The organism is Gemmatimonas sp. UBA7669 (genome assembly GCF_002483225.1).
GTDB lineage: Bacteria > Gemmatimonadota > Gemmatimonadetes > Gemmatimonadales > Gemmatimonadaceae > Gemmatimonas.
Genome location: NZ_DLHL01000006.1, coordinates 21800 through 46253 on the forward strand (window position 1 = coordinate 21800; position 24454 = coordinate 46253).

General features: G+C 64.1%; 18 protein-coding genes. 8 read left to right on the top strand and 10 right to left on the bottom strand.

The window, feature by feature from the left end; genetic code table 11:
* Positions 1 to 14: 14 nt before the first annotated feature.
* From B2747_RS01765 to B2747_RS01775, 3 genes are read left to right on the top strand one after another with little or no spacing between them, the layout of a single operon-like run.
* Positions 15 to 1190: an ATP-grasp domain-containing protein gene (locus B2747_RS01765; RefSeq protein WP_291156061.1), complete on the top strand. Its 1176-nt coding sequence runs from the start codon at positions 15 to 17 to the stop codon at positions 1188 to 1190.
* Positions 1172 to 2404, top strand: coding sequence for a glycosyltransferase (locus B2747_RS01770; protein WP_291156063.1), 1233 nt, complete (start codon positions 1172 to 1174; stop codon positions 2402 to 2404). The genes B2747_RS01765 and B2747_RS01770 overlap by 19 nt, the downstream gene beginning before the upstream one ends.
* The gene (locus B2747_RS01775) at positions 2401 to 3522 is read left to right on the top strand and encodes a glycosyltransferase (RefSeq protein ID WP_291156066.1); all 1122 of its coding nucleotides are present in this window, start codon (positions 2401 to 2403) and stop codon (positions 3520 to 3522) included. Before B2747_RS01770 ends, B2747_RS01775 begins: the two co-directional genes overlap by 4 nt.
* On the opposite strand, the gene metH is transcribed toward B2747_RS01775, so the two are convergent.
* Complete coding sequence (gene metH, locus B2747_RS01780) at positions 3509 to 7195, bottom strand: methionine synthase (RefSeq protein WP_291156069.1); 3687 nt, start codon at positions 7193 to 7195, stop codon at positions 3509 to 3511. The genes B2747_RS01775 and metH overlap by 14 nt on opposite strands.
* Positions 7196 to 7210: 15 nt before the next feature.
* On the opposite strand from metH, the gene B2747_RS01785 reads away from it, so the two are divergent.
* Complete coding sequence (locus B2747_RS01785; protein ID WP_291156071.1) at positions 7211 to 9115, top strand: bifunctional homocysteine S-methyltransferase/methylenetetrahydrofolate reductase; 1905 nt, start codon at positions 7211 to 7213, stop codon at positions 9113 to 9115.
* Positions 9116 to 9178: 63 nt separating this feature from the next.
* Here B2747_RS01785 and B2747_RS01790 read toward each other — a convergent pair whose 3' ends face one another.
* Both B2747_RS01790 and B2747_RS20210 read right to left on the bottom strand, forming a co-directional pair.
* Positions 9179 to 10015 carry a glycosyltransferase gene (locus tag B2747_RS01790; protein ID WP_291156074.1) on the bottom strand — a complete coding sequence of 279 codons (837 nt, stop codon included), beginning with the start codon at positions 10013 to 10015 and terminating at the stop codon, positions 9179 to 9181.
* 229 nt (positions 10016 to 10244) lie between these two features.
* Positions 10245 to 11027: a glycosyltransferase gene (locus B2747_RS20210; protein ID WP_414652165.1), complete on the bottom strand. Its 783-nt coding sequence runs from the start codon at positions 11025 to 11027 to the stop codon at positions 10245 to 10247.
* A 9-nt stretch (positions 11028 to 11036) separates the two neighbouring features.
* Between B2747_RS20210 and B2747_RS01795 the strand changes: the two genes are divergently transcribed.
* Complete coding sequence (locus B2747_RS01795; protein WP_291156077.1) at positions 11037 to 11291, top strand: hypothetical protein; 255 nt, start codon at positions 11037 to 11039, stop codon at positions 11289 to 11291.
* 60 nt (positions 11292 to 11351) lie between these two features.
* On the opposite strand, the gene B2747_RS01800 is transcribed toward B2747_RS01795, so the two are convergent.
* Complete coding sequence (locus B2747_RS01800) at positions 11352 to 12227, bottom strand: FkbM family methyltransferase (RefSeq protein WP_291156081.1); 876 nt, start codon at positions 12225 to 12227, stop codon at positions 11352 to 11354.
* A gap of 491 nt (positions 12228 to 12718) precedes the next feature.
* Here B2747_RS01800 and B2747_RS01805 point away from each other — a divergent pair, with 491 nt between their 5' ends.
* Positions 12719 to 13444 (top strand): sugar transferase, encoded by a 726-nt coding sequence (locus B2747_RS01805; RefSeq protein WP_291156084.1) that lies wholly within the window; start codon positions 12719 to 12721, stop codon positions 13442 to 13444.
* A 70-nt stretch (positions 13445 to 13514) separates the two neighbouring features.
* Here the strand turns inward: B2747_RS01805 and B2747_RS01810 are convergent, their stop codons facing one another.
* A complete protein-coding gene (locus tag B2747_RS01810; protein WP_291156087.1) occupies positions 13515 to 14789 on the bottom strand; it encodes a vWA domain-containing protein in 1275 nt (424 codons plus the stop codon).
* Positions 14790 to 14813: 24 nt separating this feature from the next.
* On the opposite strand from B2747_RS01810, the gene B2747_RS01815 reads away from it, so the two are divergent.
* Entirely contained in the window at positions 14814 to 16352 is a 1539-nt protein-coding gene (locus B2747_RS01815; protein WP_291156089.1) for an MFS transporter, read from the top strand.
* Between the two features lie 246 nt (positions 16353 to 16598).
* Here B2747_RS01815 and B2747_RS01820 read toward each other — a convergent pair whose 3' ends face one another.
* Both B2747_RS01820 and B2747_RS01825 read right to left on the bottom strand, forming a co-directional pair.
* A complete protein-coding gene (locus B2747_RS01820) occupies positions 16599 to 18713 on the bottom strand; it encodes a TonB-dependent receptor plug domain-containing protein (RefSeq protein WP_291156092.1) in 2115 nt (704 codons plus the stop codon).
* 229 nt (positions 18714 to 18942) lie between these two features.
* Positions 18943 to 20388 carry a magnesium chelatase gene (locus tag B2747_RS01825; RefSeq protein ID WP_291156094.1) on the bottom strand — a complete coding sequence of 482 codons (1446 nt, stop codon included), beginning with the start codon at positions 20386 to 20388 and terminating at the stop codon, positions 18943 to 18945.
* A gap of 245 nt (positions 20389 to 20633) precedes the next feature.
* Between B2747_RS01825 and B2747_RS01830 the strand changes: the two genes are divergently transcribed.
* Complete coding sequence (locus B2747_RS01830) at positions 20634 to 20825, top strand: hypothetical protein (RefSeq protein WP_291156097.1); 192 nt, start codon at positions 20634 to 20636, stop codon at positions 20823 to 20825.
* 61 nt (positions 20826 to 20886) lie between these two features.
* Here the strand turns inward: B2747_RS01830 and B2747_RS01835 are convergent, their stop codons facing one another.
* From B2747_RS01835 to B2747_RS01845, 3 genes are all read right to left on the bottom strand, one after another.
* Positions 20887 to 21990, bottom strand: coding sequence for a YgfZ/GcvT domain-containing protein (locus B2747_RS01835; protein WP_291156099.1), 1104 nt, complete (start codon positions 21988 to 21990; stop codon positions 20887 to 20889).
* A gap of 439 nt (positions 21991 to 22429) precedes the next feature.
* On the bottom strand, positions 22430 to 22948 hold the full coding sequence (locus B2747_RS01840) for a hypothetical protein (protein ID WP_291156103.1): 519 nt from the start codon (positions 22946 to 22948) through the stop codon (positions 22430 to 22432).
* Between the two features lie 47 nt (positions 22949 to 22995).
* Positions 22996 to 24453 (bottom strand): (Fe-S)-binding protein, encoded by a 1458-nt coding sequence (locus B2747_RS01845; protein WP_291156106.1) that lies wholly within the window; start codon positions 24451 to 24453, stop codon positions 22996 to 22998.
* Position 24454 lies beyond the last annotated feature (1 nt).

Sequence of the window (24454 nt, forward strand, 5' to 3'; positions counted from 1 at the left end):
CTTCTCCTAGACCGATGGTTACGGTTCTCGTCACGGATCCCGAACAACGGGCGGCTCTGGCCGCAGCCAGATCACTCGCCCGTGCGGGATACCGGGTGGTGACCATTGGCGTGCAGCCTGGTCTGGCGGCCGCCTCGCGGGCCGTTGCGGTACATGTCACCCTGCCCGCCCCGTCGCAGAATGCGCCGGAGCGTTTGCGCGAGGCGGTACGGGAAGCCGTGGCGGCTCACAAGGCACAGGTGGTGTTGCCGGTTACCGACCGGGCCTCACGAGCGCTGCTGGGGGCCCATCTGCATGGGGCCCTGGTGGCCGGCCCAACACCCGAGGCCTACGAGGTGGCCAGCGACAAGGCCCTGCTCATGCAGCGGGCGCCTGAGCTGGGCATTCGAGTGCCGGGGCAGGTGGTGCTGGAGCATCCATCCGACCTGCAAGAGGCCGAGCCCCGCGCTGGCGCCTGGGTCATCAAGCCGGCCCGCTCCGTGGTGGAGCACAACGGGAAGAGCCTCTCGTTGAGTGTGCGCTTTGCGGCGGACTGGGCCGAGGTGGTGCAGGCCGTTGCCGCCTATCCGCCGGCCGCCTATCCGCTCATGATTCAGGAACGGGTGTTCGGTCAGGGCCTCGGGGTGTTCCTGCTGCGCCGCGAAGGTCACACGCTGCTCAGCTTTGGACATCGGCGTCTGCGTGAAAAGCCGCCGGCCGGCGGTGTGAGTACGTATCGTGAGGCGCTGGCCCCTTCCGTCGATCTGGTGCAGCGCTGTGAGGCGTTGCTGGACAGCTTGGGTTACGAAGGCCCGGCCATGATCGAGTTCAAGGAGGACGCGGCCACGGGCCAGCCGGTACTCATGGAAATCAACGCGCGGCTCTGGGGCTCGGTGCAACTGGCCATCGATGCCGGAGTGGATTTCCCGGCTGCGTTGGTGGCCGCCACGCTTGGCCAGCCGATACCTGAGTCCCCGGTGGTGCGTCATGGCACACGGACGTACTGGGAGCTGGGGGAGCTGGATCATGCCCTGGCCATCTGGCGCAAGTCGGCCGAGCAGTTGGCGGCGCCCCCGGACCTCCGGCTTGGCGCGCGTGCGGCACTGCGCGCGCTGGCCGACCGACGCTGGGCCGACCGCCCCGAAGTGTTTCGTTGGTCCGACCCCATGCCTTTTGTGGTAGAACTTCTGCGATGGATACGACGACAGTGACGGCATCCCTGAGCGCCACCGACTGGATTGGCTGGACCCTGGTGGCCATGCCGCTGCTGCTGGGTGGCTACGCCTTTGTGCTGTATCCGGCGTTGGTGTGGGCGCTGGCCCGTCTGCGCAGGCCCTTTGCCATGCCACCGGAACCGACGCGTGATGACGACTGGCCGGAGCTTTCCGTGCTCATTGTGGCCTACAATGAGGAGAAGCGTCTGCGCAAAACGCTGGACCATGCCCTCGCCACCGACTATCCCGCGCACAAGCTGAACGTGCTGGTGGTGAGTGACTGCTCGAGCGATGGCACCGACGACCTCGTGCTCAACTACGGCGACCCGCGGGTGCGTCTGTTCCGCATGCCCGAGCGTAGCGGCAAACCGGCCGGAGAGAATGCGGCCGGTCCGCATCTCAAGGGCGACATCGTGGTCTCCATCGACGCGTCAATTCTCATTCCGCGTGACTCACTCAAGCCGCTGGTGCGCGCTCTGCTGGACCCCAGCGTGGGTCTCGCGTCGGGGCGTGACATCTCCATTGGTGACGAGGCGCGCGAGGGCAACAAGGCCGAGTCGAGTTATGTGGGCATGGAAATGACACTGCGTTCGTGGGAAACGCAGGTGCACAGCATTGTGGGCGCGAGTGGATGTTTTTATGCCAACCGGCGGCATTTGCAGATGGTGCAATTGCCACCCGAACTGGCTCGCGACTTTGCCGCAGCCAGTGTGGCGCGTGCACATGGCTATCGTGCGGTGAGTGTCGATGCCGCCACCTGCCTCGTGCCACGCACCCCAACCCTCAAGGCGGAACTGCGGCGCAAGAGCCGCACCATGGGGCGCGGCCTGGCCACACTGCTGTACCTGCGTGACATGATGAACCCGTTCAAGTATGGCAGCTATGCGTGGATGATGTTCTCGCACAAGCTCGTACGCTGGATGCTGTTCCCTTCGCTGCTGGGTTGGGTGTTCGGTCCGCTGTTTTTGCTGCAATCCGCGCCCTATACGCTCGTGCTCACGCTGGGCATGCTGGTGGGTCTCGCCCTCGCACGTCTGGTGATTGTGTGGCCAGAAAACAAGCGTCTGCCAAAGCTGGTGGCATTCCCGGGCTACATTTTCATCAGCATCGTGGCGGGCTGGCGCGCCTGGTTGCATCTGCTGCGCAATGAAAAGGCGGCGGTGTGGGAGCCCACGCAGCGGCCGGTGTCCGACATGCCGTCGGCCGGATGAGCAACCCGGCACTCCGTGTGCTGCAGGTGGCGGCGCCGGCGCGAACTGGTGGCCTCGAATCGGTACTGGTGCAGCTGGCAGTCGGACTGCGCGGTCAGGGCCATGCGGTTCACGTGGCCGTGGTCTTGGTGCCTGGAAGCGAAACGGGGCATCCCGTGGTCGAGGCGCTGAGAGACACCGGTGTTGCCGTGCACCCTCTGGTGCTTGGGGTGCGGGACTATCTCGGTGAGCGACGGGCGGTGCGGCAGCTTGGTGCAGCGATCAATGCTGACGTGGTGCATACCCATGGCTACCGGGCTGATGCCGTTAACGGCGGCGTTGCGCGTTCGGCGGGCCGGGCCCACGTCATGACCTTGCACGGCTTTGTGGGTGGGTCGCGGCGCGGACGCTTCTACGAGTGGCTGCAGATTCAGGCAGCGCGCCGTGCCAACGCGGTGGTGGCGGTTTCACAGCCTATCGTTGACCGATTGGCTCGTCATGGCATTGAGCGAAACGTTCATCTGCTGCAAAACGCCGTGGCTCCCAATCCGCAGGCGCTTTCACGCGAAGCGGCTCGTGAAGCGCTTGGGCTCCCCGTTCAGGGCACACTCATTGGATGGGTCGGGCGGGTCAGTCACGAGAAAGGCCCCGACCTGTTTATTCGTGCCTCAGCCCAGCTTGAGAAACCGGCGAGCCTCGTGGTACTTGGTGATGGCCCAGCCATGGCAGAGGCGAGGTCACTGCATGCGACACTCAATGGCTCGCCAGTACTTCATGCTCCCGGACTTGTGCCCCAGGCCAGCAAATATCTCGCGGCGTTTGACCTGCTGGCTTTGACCTCGCGTACCGAGGGGACGCCCATGATTCTGCTCGAAGCCATGTGGGCAGGCGTGCCCATTGTCGCCACGTCGGTTGGTGGTGTTCCCCAACTGCTTTCCAACGCCGACGCCATGCTGTGCGCACCAGATGTTGAGTCCATTGCACGGGCGCTCAATGCGGCCCTGCACGATTCAGGTGGCATGCAACAGCGCGCACACGCAGCGCGCGCGCGCGTTGCTGCCCAGTTTGCACCGGCCGCATGGATTGCGCGGCACGAGGCGATATACAGAATGGTCAGCGCGGGAGCTACACCGCGCTGAGCGACTCTGCTCGACGCTTCGCGTAGTCTGTGCGCTGATCCTCCCCCACCGTCCCCACGCCGAAGTACCGACTCTCCGGACGCCAGAAGTACCAGCCGCTCACCGCGGCTGCCGGGGTCATCGCAAAGCTCTCCGTTAGACGAATGCCGGCGCGTTCCGGCACATCCAGCAGGCGGAACAACGTGCCCTTTTCGCTATGATCCGGGCAGGCCGGATACCCTGGCGCCGGCCGTATACCCTGATAGCGCTCCTTGATGAGCCCCTCGTTGTCCAGCGCCTCACCCGACGCATAGCCCCAGAATTCCGTACGCACGCGCTGGTGCAGCCGCTCGGCAAAGGCCTCGGCCAGTCGGTCGGCCAGGGCCTGCACGAGAATGGCGCTGTAGTCGTCATGCGCCGCACGGTACTCGGCCGCCAGCGCCTCCACACCATGACCCGTGGTTACGGCAAACGCGCCCACATAGTCCGTCACCCCGCTGCCCATGGGCGCCACGTAGTCGGCCAGACAGGAGTTGGGGCGGCCATCGCCCTTCTTGTCGAGCTGCTGACGCAGCATATGCAGCGTGGCCACGCGCTCCGTTGCCGACTCGTCGGCCCAGAGCACGATGTCATCGCCAGTGGCGTTGGCCGGCCAGAAGCCAAAGGCCGCTCGTGCTTCAATGCGGCCCTCGCTCACCAGCTTGTGCAGCATGGCCTGGGCATCGGCATAGAGTGTACGCGCCGACTCCCCCACCACCGGATCCTGCAGAATGGCCGGGTAATGGCCCGCCAGCTCCCAGGTCTGGAAGAACGGCGTCCAGTCGATGTACGGCACCAGGTCTTCCAGCGGATAAGGCGCCAGCGTGCGTGCACCCGTGAAAGTGGGCACCGGCACCGGCACGCTCAGGTCAATGCGTACCGGGTTGGCCCGCGCCGCCTCAATGGAGATGAGACGCTCGTTGCTCCCTCGCGCTTCACGTGCTTCACGAATGCCGGCATACTCCCGCCGCAGGTCGGCCACAAAACCATCGCGTCGCTCGTCACTGAGCAGCTGACTGGTCACGCCCACCGCGCGCGAGGCATCGAGCACGTGCACCACCGGGCCGCTATACACGGGCTCGATCTTGAGCGCCGTATGCACCTTGCTGGTGGTGGCCCCACCAATGAGCAGCGGCAACGCAAAACCCTGACGCTGCATCTCACTGGCCACGAAGGTCATCTCCTCGAGGCTGGGCGTGATGAGTCCCGAGAGACCAATGGCGTCCACGTTGTGCTCGCGCGCCTTGTCGAGAATGTTGGCGCAGCTTTGCATGACGCCCAGGTCGATCACCTCGTAGCCGTTGCACTGCAGCACCACGCCCACGATGTTCTTGCCGATGTCGTGCACATCGCCCTTGACCGTGGCCATGAGCACACGCCCGGCAGGCTTGCTGGTGGCGGTCTTGCGCGCCTCAATGAACGGAATGAGATGCGCCACGGCCTTCTTCATGACACGCGCGCTCTTCACCACCTGCGGCAGGAACAGCTTGCCCGCACCAAACAGGTCACCCACCACGTTCATGCCCTGCATGAGTGGGCCTTCAATGACCTCAATGGGGTGGTCCACCTGCTGCCGAGCCTCTTCGGTGTCTTCCACCACCCAGGCATCGATGCCATGCACGAGCGCGTGGGCCAGGCGTTCGTTCACCGGCAGTGCACGCCATGCCGCATCCTCCACCACCTTGGCCGTGCGTCCCTTCACCTGCTCGGCCACTTCCATGAGCCGCTCGGTGGCATCGGGCCGGCGGTTGAGCACGAGGTCTTCCACCCGCTCGCGCAGGTCGGCCGGAATGTCCTCGTAGGGCACGAGCTGCCCGGCATTCACGATGCCCATATCCATGCCGGCGGCAATGGCATGGTAGAGGAACACAGCGTGAATGGCCTCGCGCAGCGGATTGTTGCCGCGGAAGGCAAAGCTCACGTTGCTCACCCCACCACTGACCCGCGCACCGGGCAGTGAGGCCTTGATGCGCCGGGTGGCCTCGAAGTAGGCCACCGCATAGTCGGCGTGCTCCTCGATGCCTGTGCCAATGGCAAAGATGTTGGGGTCGAAGATGATGTCCTGCGCCGGCACCCCCGCCTGCTCGGTGAGTAGGCGGTAGGCGCGCGTGCAGATGGCCACCTTGCGCTCCACCGTGTCGGCCTGGCCTTCCTCGTCAAAGGCCATGACAATGACGGCGGCCCCGTACTGCCGCACCAGACGTGCCTGCCGCAGAAACTCCGCTTCGCCTTCTTTCAGCGAGATGGAGTTCACAATGCCCTTGCCCTGCAGGCACTGCAGGCCCGACTCGATCACACTCCACTTGCTCGAGTCCACCATGATGGGTACACGCGCAATGTCGGGCTCACTGGCCACCAGGTTCAAGAAGGTGACCATGGCGTGTTGGGCATCCAGCAGACCCTCGTCCATGTTCACGTCAATGACCTGCGCGCCGCTGTCCACCTGCTGCCGTGCCACGGCCAGGGCTTCGCTGTAGTTGCCCTCGAGAATGAGCTTGGCGAAGCGCGCCGACCCGGTGACGTTGGTGCGCTCACCCACATTCACGAAGTTCGTGGTGGGGCCCACCACAAAGGGCTCGAGACCGCTCAGCCTGAGTCGCGGCTCCGGCGTGACAACGGCGCGTGGTGCGACACCCTGCACGGCCGCGGCAATGGCGGCAATGTGCTCGGGCGTGGTGCCGCAGCAGCCGCCCACCATGTTCACAAGGCCGCTCCGTGCCCACTCGCCGATCTGCTCGGCCATGCGCTCGGGCGACTCGTCGTAGCCACCCAGGGCGTTGGGCAGTCCCGCGTTGGGGTGCGCGCTCACGTGGCAGTCGGCAATGCGCGCGAGCTCCTGCGCATACTGGCGCAGCTGATCAGCGCCGAGCGCGCAGTTGAGGCCAATGCTCAGGGGTTTGACATGCGACACCGAATACCAGAAGGCCTCGGCGGTTTGCCCCGACAGCGTGCGCCCCGAGGCATCGGTAATGGTGCCGGAGATCATGACCGGCAGCGACAAGCCCGTGCGTTCGGCATACTGCGCAATGGCAAACAGCGCGGCCTTGGCGTTCAGCGTGTCGAAGATGGTCTCCACCATCAGCAGGTCGGCGCCGCCGTCCACCAGGCCGCGAATGGCCTCGCTGTAGGCCTCCACCAGGGCCGCCCAGGTCACGTTGCGGGCGCCCGGGTTCTCCACCTCGGGGGAAATGGACGCTGTGCGGTTGGTGGGGCCCAGCACACCGGCCACGAAGCGCGGGCGCTCGGGGGTGTCGAATTCGTCGGCCACCTGCCTGGCGAGGGCGGCGCCGGCCACGTTCAGCTCGTAGGCCAGGGCCTCCATGCCATAGTCGGCCATGGACACCGCATTGGCATTGAAGGTGTTGGTTTCGAGGATGTCGGCGCCGGCGGCCAGATACTGCCGGTGCACATCGGCCACCAGCGCCGGTTGCGTGAGTACGAGCAGATCGTTGTTGCCCTTGAGGTCCGTCGGCCAGTCGGCAAAGCGGCCCGTGCCCCGGTAGTCGGCCTCGGTGAGGCGATGACGCTGGAGCATGGTGCCCATGGCGCCGTCAATCACGAGAATGCGTGAGGTCAGGGCGTGGGGCAGGGCCGCCAGACGGCGGGATCGGGCCTCGATGTTCACGGCCCGCTCGGCAACAAGGGTTTCGTGCATATCTTCAAACTACCTATGACCACAGCCGCCGAGCAGCACCCCGCTTCGCCTTCCGTTCCTGCCGCAACGCCCCGCGCCGAACAGCTGGCGCGCCTTCTCGACCCCGAACAGGTGGTGGTGTTTGACGGGGCCATGGGCACCATGCTCTACAACCGCGGGGTGTTCATCAACCAGTGCTACGATGAACTCGTGCTGCGCAGCCCCGATCTCGTGCGCGCGGTGCACGCGGAGTACGTAAAGGCGGGTGCGGAGGTGGTGGAAACCAACACCTTCGGCGCCAATCGTCTCAAGCTGGCGCAGTATGGTCTGGACACGCAGGTCACGCAAATCAACCGCAAGGCGGCGGAGCTGGCGCGCGAGGCGGCCGGGGAGCATCGCCTCGTGGCCGGGGCGGTGGGGCCGCTGGGTGTGCGTCTCGAGCCCTATGGGCCCACCAGCCGTGAAGAGGCGCGCGGCATTTTTGCCGAGCAGATGCGGGCCCTGCTGGAGGGCGGCGCCGACTGTTTTGTGCTGGAGACCTTTGGCGACCTGGAGGAGCTGCAGCAGGCCATCATGGCGGCGCGTGAGGTGCAGGCCAGTGTGCCCATCATCGCCCAGGCCACCATTGGTCCGGACCTGCGCACGGCCTATGGCGCCACCCCCGAGGATGTAGCGCGGGTGCTGGAGCGCTGGGGCGTGGATATCATCGGGCTCAATTGCTCGGTGGGGCCGCAGACCATTCTCGAGGCCATCGAACGCATGGCGGTGGTGACCGATTGCAAGCTGTCGGCCCAGCCGAACGCCGGCATGCCGCGTGACGTGGGCGGACGCAGCATGTACATGGCCAGCCCCGAGTACATGGCCACGTATGCGCGGCACCTGGTGCAGGCCGGCGCCAAGGTGGTGGGTGGCTGCTGCGGCACCACGCCCGAGCACATCAAGGCCATGGTGGAGGGCATTCGTCCTCTGGCGCCACGTACGCGCGTGAGCGTGGGCACCACGCGAGAAATGTTGGCCACAGGTCAGGGGGCGCCGGGGCGTGAGCCCGTGCCACTGGCCGAGCGCTCGCGATTGGGGGCCAAGCTGGCGGCGGGGGCGTTTGTGACCAGCGTGGAGATCGTGCCACCGCGTGGTATTGACACAGCCAAGCTGGAACAGGACGCTGCCATGCTGGCCGCGGCGGGCGTGGATGCCATCAACGTGCCCGATGGCCCACGCGCGCAGAGCCGCATGGGGGCCATTGCCACCAGTCTCATCATCGAGCGACACGGCATTGAAGCCGTGACGCACTATGCCTGTCGCGATCGTAACCTGCTGGGCATGCTGAGTGACCTGCTGGGTGCGGGGGCGCTGGGACTGCGCAACATGCTGCTCATTACCGGCGATCCACCCAAGATGGGGCCCTATCCCGATGCGACGGCGGTGTTTGACATCGATGCCATTGGCCTCACCAACCTGGTGGCCAAGCTCAATCGTGGCCTCGACCCCGGTCGCAACCCCATTGGGGAGCCGACGCGCTTTGTCATTGGCGTGGGCGTGAATCCGGTGGCCATCGACCCGGACCATGAGCTGCGACGTTTTCACTGGAAGGTGGAGGCGGGGGCCGAATATGCCATTACGCAACCCGTGTTCGACCCGGCGCAGCTTGAGGCCTTTGTTGCGAGCATTGACGATGTGCGCATTCCCATCATTGCCGGCATCTGGCCGCTGGTGAGTGCGCGCAACGCGGAGTTTCTGGCCAACGAGGTGCCGGGAGTCACGGTGCCGCAGGAGGTCCTGGACCGTATGCGCAGGGCGAACGAAAAGAGCAAGGAACATGCTGTGGCCGAAGGCATTGCCATTGCACGCGAAGCCCTGGAGCGGGTGCGCGGGGTGGTGCAGGGTGTGCAGGTGAGCGCGCCGTTTGGGAAGGCGGAGTTGGCGTTGCAGGTGTTTGGGTGAGCCAAACTGCAAAGTAGTCACCGCGATACCACACGTTTTTCATGGAGGACAATCGTCGCGACGCTACAAACCTGCAAATAGCGCGAGATAGTCAGAGGCCATGCGTTCACGCGTGTACCTTCGTGCGTGTGCCACGATGGCTTCTTCAGCTAGTGAGCTTAAACGAGGAATAATCGCAGCGATCTCATCCGCAGTTTGACAGTAGTAGCCCGTCAGACCGTCAACAATTGTTTCCCCTGTTCCACCCAATCCAGTTGCAATGACTGGGCAGCCCATCGCCATGGCTTCAATCGCTGTCAGGCCGAACGGTTCGGTGTATTGCGTCATATAAACTACGGCAGCCGCCCGCTCGTAGTACTCAAGGAGTTCGGCGTAACTGAGTTCGCCAACATACTTAACGTGAGAGCGCGATAGAAGCTCTGCTGCGAACGATTGGTCTGGTCTCGGACCCGCAAGCACCAGTTCAACTCCAGCTAACTGTGCAGCCTCTGAGGCAATGTCCAGGCCTTTGTCACGCGTTAGTCTTCCCGCGAAGAACAGAAAGCTGTCGCGCTCAACATCAGCAGACTTGAATTGAAGGTCGATGCCATGCGGAATAACCCAGCCAGGCTTGGAAATTTCAGCCTGTAGTGCGTGCGACGGATAGACTATGTGGTCAGGAAGTGAGACAAACGTCCAATGCGCGATCTCAAGTACGTGAGCACGCCATCTCCACTGGATACCACTGTGCAAGTGCGAGTAGTGGTCCGGATGGTTCAAGATCACGACATCTCCAGGCTTGACACGCTGCTCCAGCTCCTTCCTAACCGCATTCAAGTGAGCTGGGTCATTCGCGTTGGCTCTGCCGTCAACTTTGGTCGAAGGTTGGAGAAGAGTTTGTGAGTGTTCAATGCCCGACACGTGCAACGTGCCAGGAGAGTAAACCCGAATCCTTAAGCCAAGATCTCGAAGTCCGACTGCTAGGTTCGCCACAACGAGTTCTATTCCCCCGTAACGGGAAGGCGGGACCTCGTTGCATCCAAGAGACACCAAGTGGATGCAGTTGGCGTCTCTTGAGAACCGGGGCAAAATGCCCGTAGCGCGAGAAAGACTTCCCTGAAGCAGCATGTTGCTGATGCGACCCCATCCCCTAAACACGCAAACCTCCGTCTGTTGATGCCACAGTGAAAAGCTCTCGGAGTGCGAGGTCCAAATTCTGCATAAATAGCTTGTGGCGAGCCAGGTACTCAGCGCGGAGACGGCAACCAAGTGCTCGACGTTCCTCAAGCGAGAGAGCGAAGGCTTTGGCTATGGTCTGCTCAAGATGATCGGGTGCCAGTTGATATCTGCGTCCAAAGTTCAAAGGCGATGAATCGAGCGGCTGAACAAGTAGTCCGCATCCTGGTGGGATGAGCTCGTTCATAGGAGGTGCGTCTGTTGTTATTAATACGCGACCGCAACTGGATGCTTCATTAACTACGTGCCCAAAACCTTCGGACTCGGACGGTTGTAGGTGAAAGGCATGTACACGCCTTAGTTGAGTCAGCTCATTTTCCTGAATCCTGTTCCTAATGTGTCTGATATTGTTTGAGGAGAAGTCGATTCGAGAACACTCTTCCCCCCCGTTTGCAAGGTCTCCGACAATGGTAAGGGTAGGCCACTCCGGGTGTCGCTTCCATACCGCTGCGAGGGCAAATGTACCTTTGACGTGACTGTGTCCCGCGATATGCAGACAAAGGTTGTTTGATGGAAGCTCGTGGGAGAACTCTGCTCCTCGATCTAGGCTGGTGAATCCTACCAGCCGTATCGGCTTCCCGAGGTGCCCCAGCTGGTCTAAGGTGTCGCGCGCCTTTCCCCAGAGAAGATTGACAGCGTTAAGGTGAACCAAATTGTGAGGCATGAACCACTCGGGATGCGGCATGAGTACATTCATCGCCGCCGTATGCGCGTGGTGTTCATTGATTGTTTCAATGTGCACGTTCAGGTCGAAAAGCGGTCGCCGAAGTATGCGAGACGAACGCCGTCGTGCGACTTCAAGAGCAGTGGCAACCTTCGGCAATTGTTTGTTCAACGCGGAATCCTGAGCCTTGCCACGAACCCAAACACGGTGCCCCAGTTCAACGAGGGCCTTCGTCAAAACTTCGATGTCGACACCCATGCCACCGCTGGAGGCGGCATGGATGCAGACGCGAAATGATGTTTCCTGAGTTGCCGAGTTCCGTTTCCAGGAGATCATCTGGCTTCGATCCGCTATTGGTCAGTCGAGTAGATCGAATCTGAGGGCGAGGTCAGGACGATCTTTGTTGTTAGTTACGTCGAGAGTGGCAATCGGGTATCGAACGCAAGTAGGTTCGAGATGTTCATTCTCGCAAAGAAGGGAACGCGAAAGGAACGTGATCTCCACTACTTCAGGCACGTTTGTCTCGGGAACGACTCCTGCAAAGTTATTCGCGTGAGCGTGTACGACAATAAACCTGTCCGAAAGGTTTTCGATGATGCGGCAAAAGTCTGTCCAGCGCTCTCCGAGGTCGTGGAACTCCGCTGTGATGCAAATGACTTTAGCCCAACTTGAGAGGACATCGGGCAAGACTTCATACTCGCTGCCTTCAATGTCGATCTTGAGTACGATTCGGTCAGATGGCCTGCAATGGGCTTCGATCTCCGCCCACGTAACCTCATCGGCGAGTGGCGAGCGCACAACTGATTTGCCCCGAATCATCTTTTCGATAAAGCGCGCATCACTCGCATACCAAAACAACGAGAAAGACTTGAGCCGGCGAATGTTAAGCGCGGTTGACCGAATCGACGAGATTACCTCGCTCCGCTTGAGTCTTATAAGGGCCTTCACTGCTCCGATGAGGGACCGAAAAGCTCGATAGAGGTATACCCGGCTCCCTGTAGTGCCGTCTACTCCCAGGGTCAGGCGAGGGCGAGCAGTCCTGCGAACAGTGTCTTCAAATGACCAGTCGTTCTCAATTCCAAGACCGATGAGTACATCTGTTTGCGCTAGTACTCGACTTGGAATAACGTAGCCACCGTCACCAGCCCGACCGATTCGCGTGAGATCAGAGGTGGGTGTTGGTCGAAACAGCGCGATCGAGGGGCGGGTAACGCCAGTTGGCAGGTCGTTCATACAACTAAGTGGATTACCCAAAGTGAAGTGTCTTTTGGCAGGATGAGCATTGCTAACATATACCAGCGGACGGCTAAGTCGCTTGCGATTTCGGCTTCTCTGGATACTGTCGCAGTCGAAAGAAGTCGGCAACTCGAGCCGCTGGCCTTGGCCGGATGTCTGCTGAGATGTTTGCCCTAAGTGTTCCTCTGCAAGCGGCCAACGTGTAGTCCGAGAACGTCAGCCGTTGAGCGCACGCTTCGGACTGCCTAGTCCTAAACTAGTGACGCGAAGTCACCATCTATGGTCCCGCTGAGGGAATCTTCATACAAAATAAGGGTTTGTGTTGCCGCAGCAGTCTGGCCGGCTTCTTGCTCCCAGTGTGACACTGAGCCCCATCACTGCGTCTTGACGGTAACCCCGGAATACGCCACTCTCCGGTTCTCCCCACAATGTCCGGTATCCATTCCCTCTCCTCGCTCGCAGGCGGCCCGCGTCCCGGCCCGCGTCGCGTGACCCCCAGGTCACGGGACGCTGTACGCCCGCTGGCCGTGGTCCCGACGCCGGGACCCTACGATGACTTCGAACCCCGGCCCCGCTCCGAGCTGGCCACCCGGGTCTTCAACATCATCGTCGCCGGTCTCATGCTCGTCCTGGCCGCGCCGGTCATGCTGCTGGCGGCCCTCGCCATTCGCCTGAGCTCACGCGGCCCCATTCTCTATATGCAGGAGCGGGTGGGCCTCGACCGCCGCTGGACCCGGACCCGCGCCCTCAACGAGCGCCGCCGCGAAGACCTCGGCGGGGCCCCGTTCACCATCTTCAAGTTCCGCTCCATGCGGGTAGACGCCGAGGCCAATGGCCAGGCGGTGTGGGCCAAGCAAAACGACGATCGCGTCACGCGGGTCGGCAAGATCCTGCGTGCCACGCGCATCGATGAACTGCCCCAGCTCTTCAACGTGCTGCGCGGCGACATGAACATCGTGGGCCCGCGCCCCGAGCGTCCGTCCATCTTTGTCCGCTTGCGCGAGCAGATCGACGAGTACCCCGTGCGTCAGCGCGTGCGCCCCGGCATCACCGGCCTCGCGCAGGTGTCCAACCCCTACGACCAGACCATCGACGACGTGCGTCGCAAGGTGGCCTACGACATCGCCTACATGCGGCGGCAGTCGCTGGCCGAGGACATTCGCATCATGGCCCGCACGGTTCCGGTCATGCTGCTGCGCATCGGCGGCTGGTAAGGCAGACTTGATTTCGCCGCCCAATGGGCGGCACGACGACATAACGAGCGGGTGGGCGGGGCCTATAGGCTCAGCTCACCCGCTTCGTCTTCTTCTTGAGGAAGTCCATGAGCACGAACTGCCCGAGACTCATGGTGTTGGTGAAGTAGGCTTTGCCGCGACTGATCTCGCTCACCCGTCGCACGAACTCCACCAACGCACGATCGCGTGCGAGCATGAAGGTGTTGATCATGATGCCGCTCTTGCGGCACGCGGCCACCTCACGCAGAGTCTCGGAAATCACGTACCCGTCGAGTCCCATGCTGTTCTTGTAGATCTGCCCGTCGGGCATGGTCAGCGCGCTGGGCTTGCCGTCGGTGATCATGATGATCTGCCGCATGTCCTTCTTCTGCGCCATCAGCAAACGCCGCGCGAGCTTGAGCCCTTCCGCCGTATTGGTGTGATACGGCCCCACCTGACTGCCCGCCAGCGTGGCCAGCGGAATTTCCTCGGCGCTGTCGTGAAACAGCACCACACGAATGGTGTCGCCAGGAAACTGCGTGCGAATGAGATGCGTGAGCGCGAGCGCCACCTTCTTGGCCGGCGTGAAACGATCTTCGCCGTACAGAATCATGCTGTGGGAACAGTCCAGCATGAGCACCGTGGCGCAGCTCGAGCGATACTCGCTCTGCCGCACCATGAGGTCCTTGTAGTCGAGATCAATGGGCACGTCCAGCGATCCGGTGCGCCCGAGTGCGTTGGCCAAGGTGGCCGGCACGTCGAGGTTCAAGGTGTCGCCAAACTCGTAGGGCTTGCTCCACGCGTCGCTCTCCACGCCCGTGGCCAACTGCGGCGTGTCGTGACTGCCCACGCTGCCCTTGCCGAAGCTGCCCAGCAAATGGCGCAGGGTCTTGTAGCCGAGGAAGTCCATGCCCTTGGCCGTGAGCGAGAACTGCACGTCGCGCGCGGCGGCCTGGCCAATGGAGCCCTTGCCGGTGAGGGGACGGTCGCCGCCCTCACCGTTGGCATCACCGGAGAGCTTGAGGTAGCCGTCCTGCATGAGACGCTGCACCAGACCGTCGAGCAGTTCGGCCAGTTGCTCCTCGCTCACGGAATCGCCCTCGCCGCGCAGGGCCTCGAGCATTTCGGGCGTGAGCTGCCCGCTCTCGATGAGCGCCCGCAGGATGGCTTCCTTGAGGGCATCGAGTGACTTGTCGGGCTCTTCGTCGGGTTCGCCCCAGTAGGCGCCCTGGCCACCGGCAAATCCCGACTGCAGCAGGAAATCCGCCAGCTGGTCGAGCAGCGCCTGCAGGTCCACCGCGTCCGCCCACTGCGGATTGAACTTCGTGTACGTGTGAGACCGCATATGCTCTCCGGTTAACCTTCTCCCATGAGTCTGTACGCTCGGCCCGTCGAAAGCGATCCCGAAATGAATCCCACGAACGTGGGGGGCACCTCAGGTCCCCGCCGTTCGGACCCGTTCCGCGTGCTCCGCACCCACCGGAACTTCCGCCTGTTCTGGACAGGCCAGACGGCGTCGCTGGTCGGCACCTGGATGCAGACCATGGCCGTGGGCTGGCTCTCACTCGAACTCTCCAACTCGGCTTTCGTGGTGGGCCTGGTGGCCAGCATGGGGGCTCTCCCCATCGTGCTCTTCAGCATGCACGCGGGCGCGCTGGTGGACCGGGGCAACAAACTGCGCATCGTGCGCATCACGCAGACGCTGTTTCTGCTCCAGGCGCTGGTGCTCTTTGGCGTGACGCTCAGCGGCCATGTGACGGTGGGGCTGCTGCTGGGGCTGTCGCTGGTGCAGGGGACCTTGAGCGCGGTGGAGATCCCGGCGCGGCAGAGCCTGATCATTCAGCTGGTGGGACGGGAGGACCTGCAGCCGGCCATTGCGCTCAATTCGAGCGGGTTCAATCTGGCGCGGGTGGTGGGGCCGGCGGTGGGGGGAGCGGTCATCGGGAAGCTCGGCATTGCGTGGTGTTTTGGGCTCAATGCCTTGTCATTCGGGTGGGTATTGTGGGGGTTGGCGCGGGTAAGAACAGCAAACAGCGAAACGGCAAACGGCGAAACAGCAAACCGCGACAGCGGTGGGTCGACAGCCGCGGGGTTCGAAACGGCCAACGGCGATAGCGCGGCCCCGGAAGCCTTTGCGCCGGAAGCCATTGGGGCAGAAGCCTCAACGGCAGGGACTGGGGTTGGGGCTTCTGGGGTTGGGGCTTCCGAGCATGAAGGCATCCGGCGTGAGGGCTCTCGCGGTTTGCCGTTTCGCAGTAGGCTCTCGGTGCCCGGCTATCGCAGTTTGCTGGTCCAGCTCTCCGCGACCAACCGCAGCGCATGGGACGGCCTTCGGTACCTCGCCCTCCCCGGTCCCGTGCGCGAGCTGCTGCTGCTCGTCACCATCGGCGCCATACTCGGCGGTCCCTTCATTGCCCTCATGCCCGTGGTGGCGCGGGAGCAGTTGGGGCTCGGGGCAGAGGGCTACGGCGCCATGCTGGCCATGGTCGGAATCGGGGGACTGATCGGCGCCCTGCTCGTGGCCGGCCCGGTGTCGCACAAACCCCATAGGGGGCGCGTGCTCATCGGGGCAGCGCTGGCCTTTCCGCTGCTGCTGCTGGCCTTTGCCCTTACGCGCACCCCATGGCTGGCCTATGCGCTGCTGCTGCTCACGGGCATGGCCATGATCATGTTCAACTCGCTCAGCAATGGCGTGCTGCAGTTGCTGGTGGACGAGCGCTATCGCGGCCGTCTGATGGCGTTCTATTCGCTGGTGTTTGTGGGGCTGTCGCAGGCCGTGGGCGCATTGGCGCTGGGCGCACTGGCGCGGCTCATCGGGGGAGGGGAGGCGATTGCGGCCTGTGCCTTGGTGCTGGCCGTGGCGTCGGGGGCGGCGTGGAGGCGGGGAATGTTCTGGCGGGTGGTCTAACAGCAAACGGCGACAGCAAACAGCGGCACAGCAAACTGCGAAACGGCCAACGGCGGCAGCCTTTACGCCAGAAGCCATTGCGCCGGAAGCCTTGAATACAGCAGCCCCAACCGCAGGTCCTGCAGTTGGGGCTGCTGTCGTCTTGGCTGCTGATGTACAGGCTTCTGGCGTTAAGGCTGCCGCCGTTGGCCGTTTCGCTGTCAGCTGTTCCGCTGTTTGCTGTGCCGCTCCTTGCTGTGCCGTCGCTCAACCCAAAGTGAGGCCAAACCGCAGCGTCCTTCCCGGCTGCGGCAACCCGCACTGATCGTACACCGTCGCGTTGCTCACATTGTCCATGGCCACCAGCGCCGTGAGTCGCTGCAGCAGTCCGCGTCCGCGCAAGGCAAACGTGCGCGTGAGGGCCGCATCGCCGACGGTCTGTGCGTCGAGCTTCACCTGGCGCCCCAAGTCCGGATGCTGGCAGTACTGCGCGCCCGTGTAGCGCGTCATCGCACTCGCGCGAATGCCCTTCATGAGCGGCGAGATGAATGCCAGCGACGCGCGCTGCTCGGGATTGTGCTCCGCGAAGCGGTCGCTCGCATTGGTGATGGTCTGGTCCTGCACACGAATGCGCTGCAGCGTCACGTCGCCCGTTATCGTCGCGCCGCGCAGCGCCGCCGGGCTGTAGCTCACCAGCGCCTCGGCGCCATGACTCCTGATCTCATCGCGGTTGATGCGGCGGAACAGGCGGTTGGGCAGGGTCACACGCACTACGGCGTCGTCGAGGCGGTGCGCAAAGCCCACGAGCTGCAACTGCAGTCCGCGCGCCGCGAAGGCACCGCCGTCGAGGGTCACGCCGCCTTCAAATCCCAGCAGGGTTTCAGGACGCAGCGTGGGGTTCGGGTCAAAGCGATTGAGCGCGCCGCTGTAGAGTTCACGCAGCGCGGCAAAACGCGCGCGCTCGCTGGCCGACGCGTGCAGGCGAATGCCATCGTTGATGCGCAGCGTGGTGCCCAGGCGCCAGCCGGTTTGTGTGAGGGTGCCCAGCGACTCGCGTCCGCCGGTGCGCGGTGTGCTGGCGCGGTCGTGCACCACGCCGCCGCTGAACAGCACCCGCTCGTGCACCGGGATGTCGAGCTCCGTGCCCACGCTGGTGAGACGCTGCTCGTAGCGTGTGGCCACCGAGGCGGGGTTCTGCGCGGCCATGGTTTCGTCGTACCGCACGCGACTGTCGGTGGCCGCGACACGCAGTTGCAGGTTGCCGGGCAACGAGTGCGTGCCCTCAATGCGCGCGATGTCGGTGGTTTCCGCACCCAGTTCGAGCGCGGTCACGGTGGCGTAGTCGCGATTGGCGTAGGTCTCGATTTCGAGATCCTGCGTGGTGCGTCCCACACTCGCTGACAGCGTGCCGTAGCCCAGTGGCGTCTGACGCACGCCGGTGCCCGCGGTCAGCAGACCCAATGCGCGCGACTGCGCCGGGTAGCGCCAGTAACGCGGCGACGCGATGTGCTGCTCGGGGGCCACGCCACGTTCAGCCGTATAGCCGGTGGCGGTGAGTCCCACATAGGCGCCGTCCGCATTGTCCCACCTGAGCGCCGCAAAACCGTCGAGCTGTGATTGATCGGTGTTGGTGCGCAGCCGCGTATTGCGCAAATCACCCGGATCGGCCGCGCCACCAGTCAGACCATTGCCCGGGTTGCCGCCCGATCGCGCGAAGCCGTCACGCGCACGCGACGATACGCCGCCGCGCACCCGCAGCGTGCCGTTGCCCAGGACGAAAGGCTGCGAGAGATTGGCTGAGAGCACACGGCTGCCGTACTGATCGATGCCCGTGCCCAGTGTGGCGCTGCGCGAGAGCGGCGCCATGCCACCAGCGCGTCTGGGCAGCGGGGCATTGAGGTCGAGACGAATGACACCACCCAGGGTGTTCGCGCCGCCCAGCAGGGTGGCGAGACCGCGCACCACCGTGATCTGCTCGATGCCGGTGGTGGGCAGAATGGACGGGTCCATGCGTGAGTCCCATCCCACCGAGAGCGGCAGGCCGTCCAGCAGCACGGCTGCCTGCCGTGAGTCGCTGCCACGCACACCGATTTCCGTTTCGCCGCGTGAGTTCTGGCGCACCAGCACAAAGGCCGTCTGGCGCAGCACGTCGGCCAGCGCCGGCGCAGGCTGCAGCGGCACGGGCAGCGAATCGGGACGGATGACCACGGCCGTGGCGCCGCCCGTCACCGAGGGCGCGCGGCTGCCGCGCACCGCCATGGGCTCGATGCGTCGGGCGGAGGTGTCGGGTGTGCTGCGCTTGGCGTCACGCTGCTGCGCGCCAAGCGCGGCAGGCAGCAACAGGGTCAGCAGGACGGGGGGGAGAACCGAAGGTCGGCGCATGCGGCGGGGCTGAGTACCGGCGGGGAGTGTTCAGCCCTGAAGCCTAGCGCGCGCACCTAAACGGTCGATTAATGGCCCGGCTCGTTACTGACTACCACGGATTCCGCGGACAACAAAGGAAACCACAGGAAAGCACCTCCGAAGACAAGGAGACGCTGTCTTCCTGTTGTTTCCGCGTGTTGTCCGCGCAATCCGTGGTAATCAGTACAGCCGATGCCCGCCGAGCGAATCAGTACTCGTCGCGCTTGCGGCGCGATTCGCGCTCCGGCCGCGTGTACATGCCCACGTCGGAGCGCGAGATGCGCCGCCGCGCCACGAGCGCCTCGAGCACGAGCTCGCAGGCCACCACCACCAGCGCATCGTCGTCGCGCGGCGCGAGACCCACGGCCGTGACGAGATCGACGAGGCCGGGCACCAGATCAAAGCCCTTGCGCACCAGATCCACCGCCATGTCATCGGCGATCTGCAGCAGGTTGCCCTGCTCGAACCAGATCACGATGCTGTCGGTGTCGAGATCACCGGCGCGCGCTTCGAGAGTGGCGTGACAGGCGCGGCGAATGAGTTCGCGCGCGATGGCCGCCGCACCCACGAGTTCACCCTCGTACTCGAGCTCCATCTTGCCGGTGATGGCCGGCAGCGCCGCATACACGTCGCCCAGACGCGGCACGGCCTCACGATCGCCCTGACGCAGCGCGCGGGACTCGGCGTTGGACACCACGTTCTCGAGTGTGGTGATGGGCATGCGCTGCGACACCCCACTGCGCTTGTCGATGCGCTTGTCTTCGCGCGCCTCGAAGGCCACACGCTCCACCACTTCCGACACGAGATCGGGCACACGGATCTCCACGCTGCCCGTGCGTGCCGTCCACGCTTCCTGCTTCGTGATGGCCACGCCCAGGTCCACATCTTCCGGATAGTGCGTGATGATTTCGCTGCCGATGCGATCCTTGAGCGGCGTGATGATCTTGCCGCGCGCCGTGTAGTCTTCCGGGTTGGCGGTGAAGCAGAGCAGCACATCGAGTGCAAGACGCACCGGATAGCCTTTGATCTGCACATCGCCTTCCTGCATGATGTTGAACAGGCCCACCTGCACCTTGCCGGCGAGATCGGGCAGTTCGTTGAGCGCGAAGATACCGCGATTGGCGCGCGGCAACATGCCGTAGTGGATGGTCAGCTCGTCGCTCAGCAGATGCCCACCACGCGCGGCCTTGATGGGGTCCACGTCACCGATGATGTCGGCCACAGTGACGTCGGGCGTGGCCAGCTTCTCCACGTAGCGCTGCTCGCGGGCCACCCAGGCAATGGGCGTGTCGTCGCCGTGCTCGTCGATGAGCAGACGCGCATACCGGCTGATGGGGCGGAACGGGTCGTCGTTGACCTCACTGCCCGCCACCACCGGCATGGCTTCGTCGAGCAGGGTCATGAGCGCACGCAGAATGCGCGACTTGGCCTGACCACGCAGCCCGAGCAGGATGAAGTTGTGCCGCGCCAGCAGGGCGTTGACGATCTGCGGCATGACCGAGTCTTCATAGCCCAGCACGCCGCGGAACAGCGGGCCGCCATCCTGCAGGCGGGCGATGAGGTTGCGGCGGATTTCTTCCTTCACGGATCCGGGCCGATTGGCGGCGTAGCCGGAACGTTTCAGGGCGCCCAGGGTGTCAGGAAGTCGCGTCACAGGTTCAAAATGGTGAGAAGTGGAGCGCCGATCCGGGGACCAGCGCCTTCCGGAGTTGAGAAAATGCTTGGGGTGTAACGCTTTGCAGATCGCAGCCTGAAGTGATTCTTAGCACCACCTTTCACTTGACAGGGTGTGACCTGACCGTAGTTTGGAGGTGCAAGATCCCCGTCGGCACATCCGCCGAGGGGGCCGTGCGCTTTTCTGGCCGCACGGCGCAAACACCGCCCCGTTGAGGTTTCTCCATGAAGCGCATCGCCCTCGTCGCTGCTGCCCTCGTTCTCGCCGCCTGCTCCGCCAAGGAAGAGGCGCCCGCCGCTGACTCGGCGATGGCTGCTCCGGCCGCCGCCGCCCCGGCCACGGATTCGGCCATGATGGCTCCGCCGGCTGACTCGATGGCCACGGATTCCACGGCTGACACGACCAAGAAGATGTAATTCGAGACCCTTCGGGGTTTTGAGCTGCGGGCGGGAGCTTCTGGCTTCCGCCCGCAGTTTTTTATCCGGCCGCTTCGGTCGTGGCTTCATCGAATGGCAGCGCCACCACCGTCGCGGAAATGCTGCCGTTGCTTCCCGTCACCTGCACCGTGTCGCCAGGCGCGACCTCGCGACGGATCATGGCCATGGCAATGGCGCCGAGCCGCGGCGAGACCACGGTACTGCGTACGTCACCCACGTCCTTGCCGGTGCCGTCCAGCACACGCGCGTGCTGTGGCAGCACCTCCTGTGCGGTGAGTCCCCGCAGATGGCGATTGACATGCCCACGGAAATGCACACGCGCGACGGTCTCCTGTCCGGTGTAGCAGCCCTTGGTGAACGAGATGGCACCGAGCATGTCGAGATTGGCTTCCTGCGGGATGGTGTTCTCGTCCATGTCCACCCCGTAGGCGGGTCGGCCGCCCTCAATGCGTGCCACGTTCCACACCGCCCGACTGCCGCGACGGTAGCTGGAGGCCTGCACGAAACGCGAGAGTGTTTCGCGATCTTCTGCGCGGGCGAGTACGACGAAGCCCGGCAGTGCCCCCATGACCGGCGCGCGAATGAGCCGCACGGTGATGCCATCCACGCTCCACGGGGCGTGTCCCCACACGGGCCACGCGTCCAGCTTCGCGATACGCTCCTGCAACGCGCCGCCGGGGGCATCCGGTTCCGAGCGGGCGCTGTTCTCGCTGCCGAGGCGCGCCACGGCGTCGGCGGCCATTTGGCCGTACACCAGCCAGGTGGCCCAGGACTCGTGGTCGTCGTGCACCTTGGCGAGTCGCGGATTGATGTACTTGCGCGCCATGCTCAGCCAGGCCTCGGCGCAGTCGCGAATGACCGTGCAGAGGAAGGTCTCGTCGTCGAGGCGCGCGACGTACATGTCGCAGACCACCTTGCCCTTGGGCGTGAGCGCAACGGCGTGCAGGCCGCGTCCCACCTCGAGCGCGGCCACGTCGTTGGTGACGAGCCCGTTCAGCGCTTCGGCGGCCTTGGGGCCGGCAATGGTGCTCCAATGGTTCTGCGCCTCGAACCACACGGCGCGGCGACGGAGGTCGTGGTAGGCCTCCACGTCGTCTGCGCCAAGCGGCGCCGGATAGAGCAGGTCGGTCGAGTCGATGGGCATGGTTGGAAATCTATCGACCTGCAGCCAAGAAACGACTGACCTTGCCTTCCTCCTCTGCGCCCTCTGCGTCCTCGTTCCCTCTGCGTGAGCTGTTCACGATCCGGCTGCACCGACCGACCTCGCGGCCTACGCGAGATCGTCAACCGCTCACGCTGAGACAAGGAGGAAAGGAGGGCGCAGAGAGCAACTGTCTGGGTCAAACTGCCTTGTCGCGGATGACGCGGATTGGGCGGAAACCACACGGATCAGACATGAGAGCCAATCCGTGGACGATCGACTCCTCTGCGCTCTCTGCTGTTCTCCTGCAGTTCTCTGCGTGAGCGGTTGACGATCTCGCGGTAGTAACGAGTGTCGGTGCAGAAGCCGAATCGTCGAGAGCTCGCGCAGAGCAAGGCTCAAAGGCTTCGTTTCAGCGCGTACTGAAAAACATCGAAGAAGGTCAAGGATCGACTGCCGGTAGAGGGGGACGAGCGGTAAGGTCATGTACCTGACGTTGCGCACTGGCAACTCCAAGTCGGTTCAACCGCTCGTCGATGTGCTGCCAACTGCGGTCGAAACTGCTGCCGGCGCCACGAGGCGGGTCGTCGGCGCAGCGCAGCAAGCTGACCTGTGTGTCGAGCCCACTCAGCGCCAAGAGCGGCTCGACATGACGGCGTTCGCTGTCGCTGCGCAGCACGACACGATGGCCCGCCGCCACGGCATCGCGCAGCGCCGCGAGTCCCTCAGGCACGAGGGGCACACCATGCGCGATGATGCCGGCGTAAAGACGCTGCGCGCGCAGCAGCACAAGGTCGTGTCGTGTGAAATCCTGTGGCGTCGGGTCGAGCTGCTGCAGGGCCTCGGCCATGGCGCGGCCGGGCAGCGCGTCGCGCACGAGCTCTTCGGCGATGGGCATACCCTCTGCAGCCAGCGCTTCATGCAGCGCCGCCGTGCGCGCAGGCAGGGTGTCGAACAGCACGCCGTCAAATGCGAGAATGACTGCGTGCTGGACGGGTGGGCCGGCGTTCACCGCGTTGCCGCTGACTGGTTGTACGACGCGGCCAGCAACTCGATGGGATGTTTGACGACCACACTCGAGCCGGCGAGGTGCAGGCCCGCGCCAATCTGCATGAGGCACCCGGGATTGCCGGTGGCCAGCACCTCGGCGTGCGTTTCGGCAATGCGCTGCAGCTTGGGGGCCAGCACGGCGTCTGATGTATCGGGCTCGACGAGATTGTAGATGCCCGCACTCCCGCAGCATTGATCGGCGTCTTCGAGCGGCACGAGCTCGAGACCCGAAATGTGCTCGAGCACGGCCAGCGGCTGACGCACGACACGCTGCGCATGCATCTGATGACAGGGCGGGTCGTGGGTGACACGCAGCGGCAACGCGGTGCTGCCGGTCTTTGGGCCAACCGATGCGAGCCACTCACTCACGTCGCGGGTCTTTTGTGCAACGCGCGTGGCGCGTTCGGCCCAGGACGGGTCGTCGTGCAGCAGATGGCCGTACTGCTTGAGCATGGCGCCACACCCGGCCGCGTTGACGATGATGACGTCGGGGTTGCTGCGCTCGAAGGCGGCGATGTTGGCGCGGGCGAGGGCGCGCGCGCCGTCCATGTCGCCGGCGTGAGCGTGCAGAGCGCCGCAGCAGCGCTGGCCTTTCGTGTCGATGCACTTGGCACCGTTGGCTTGGACGGCGGTCTGGGTGTCGTGGTTGATGTGGTTCAGCAGACCGTGCATGACACAACCTTCCAACAGCGAAACAGCGATAGCCGTGTCACGGAAGCCGTTGGCGGAGGAAACAGCGATAGCCGTGTCGCGGAAGCCGTTGCTTGCAGCAACTCCGGAAGCCGTAGAGTGGGAGCCGCTCGAGGACGGCACTGCGGTAGCTGAAGGGCGGGAGCCGTGGGTGCGCGTGAGTGGCGTTGGTCGTGTGCTGGCCAACATCGCGAGGGGAAAGCCAAGACGGCGCGGCAGTTTTGGCGCGAGCCAAGCGGGCAGGCGCGTGTCGCGAAAGAGGCGCGCCGCGAACAACACCGTATGCAACAGCGCGTGCATGCGGAACACACGCAGAATGACGCGTGCCACCAGTGGCAGGCCACGCAGCGGCGCGAGCGTGGCGCGTGTGGCTTCGATCAGCTCGCCATAGGGCACACCCGACGGACAGGCGGTTTCGCAGGCGCGGCAGCCGAGGCAGCGATCGAAGTGCGCGCCCACCTCGGGGTCGGTGGGGGCGATGTCGCCGTCGAGCAAACGACGCATGAGCACGAGACGACCACGCGGTGAGTCGTTCTCGTCCTCGAGGTTCACATACGTGGGACAGGCCTGCAGACAGAAGCCGCAGTGCACGCAGGCATCGAGGCCCTTGGCGGCATCGGCCAGCGGCGTATGCGGCAGGGCACAGGGACTGGGCGCGACGTTGGCTGACACGATGTTGGCTGACACGATGTTCGCTGACACGATGTTGGCTGACACGTTGCTCATG

Excerpts from the sequence above, each read along its gene's own strand:
- B2747_RS01765 (WP_291156061.1), top strand. The coding sequence starts at position 15 with ATGGTTACGGTTCTCGTCACGGATCCCGAACAACGGGCGGCTCTGGCC.
- B2747_RS01770 (WP_291156063.1), top strand. The coding sequence starts at position 1,172 with ATGGATACGACGACAGTGACGGCATCCCTGAGCGCCACCGACTGGATT.
- B2747_RS01775 (WP_291156066.1), top strand. The coding sequence starts at position 2,401 with ATGAGCAACCCGGCACTCCGTGTGCTGCAGGTGGCGGCGCCGGCGCGA.
- metH (WP_291156069.1), bottom strand. The coding sequence starts at position 7,195 with ATGCACGAAACCCTTGTTGCCGAGCGGGCCGTGAACATCGAGGCCCGA.
- B2747_RS01785 (WP_291156071.1), top strand. The coding sequence starts at position 7,211 with ATGACCACAGCCGCCGAGCAGCACCCCGCTTCGCCTTCCGTTCCTGCC.
- B2747_RS20210 (WP_414652165.1), bottom strand. The coding sequence starts at position 11,027 with ATGAATGTACTCATGCCGCATCCCGAGTGGTTCATGCCTCACAATTTG.
- B2747_RS01795 (WP_291156077.1), top strand. The coding sequence starts at position 11,037 with ATGCGCGTGGTGTTCATTGATTGTTTCAATGTGCACGTTCAGGTCGAA.
- B2747_RS01800 (WP_291156081.1), bottom strand. The coding sequence starts at position 12,227 with ATGAACGACCTGCCAACTGGCGTTACCCGCCCCTCGATCGCGCTGTTT.
- B2747_RS01810 (WP_291156087.1), bottom strand. The coding sequence starts at position 14,789 with ATGCGGTCTCACACGTACACGAAGTTCAATCCGCAGTGGGCGGACGCG.
- B2747_RS01815 (WP_291156089.1), top strand. The coding sequence starts at position 14,814 with ATGAGTCTGTACGCTCGGCCCGTCGAAAGCGATCCCGAAATGAATCCC.
- B2747_RS01820 (WP_291156092.1), bottom strand. The coding sequence starts at position 18,713 with ATGCGCCGACCTTCGGTTCTCCCCCCCGTCCTGCTGACCCTGTTGCTG.
- B2747_RS01830 (WP_291156097.1), top strand. The coding sequence starts at position 20,634 with ATGAAGCGCATCGCCCTCGTCGCTGCTGCCCTCGTTCTCGCCGCCTGC.
- B2747_RS01835 (WP_291156099.1), bottom strand. The coding sequence starts at position 21,990 with ATGCCCATCGACTCGACCGACCTGCTCTATCCGGCGCCGCTTGGCGCA.
- B2747_RS01845 (WP_291156106.1), bottom strand. The coding sequence starts at position 24,453 with ATGAGCAACGTGTCAGCCAACATCGTGTCAGCGAACATCGTGTCAGCC.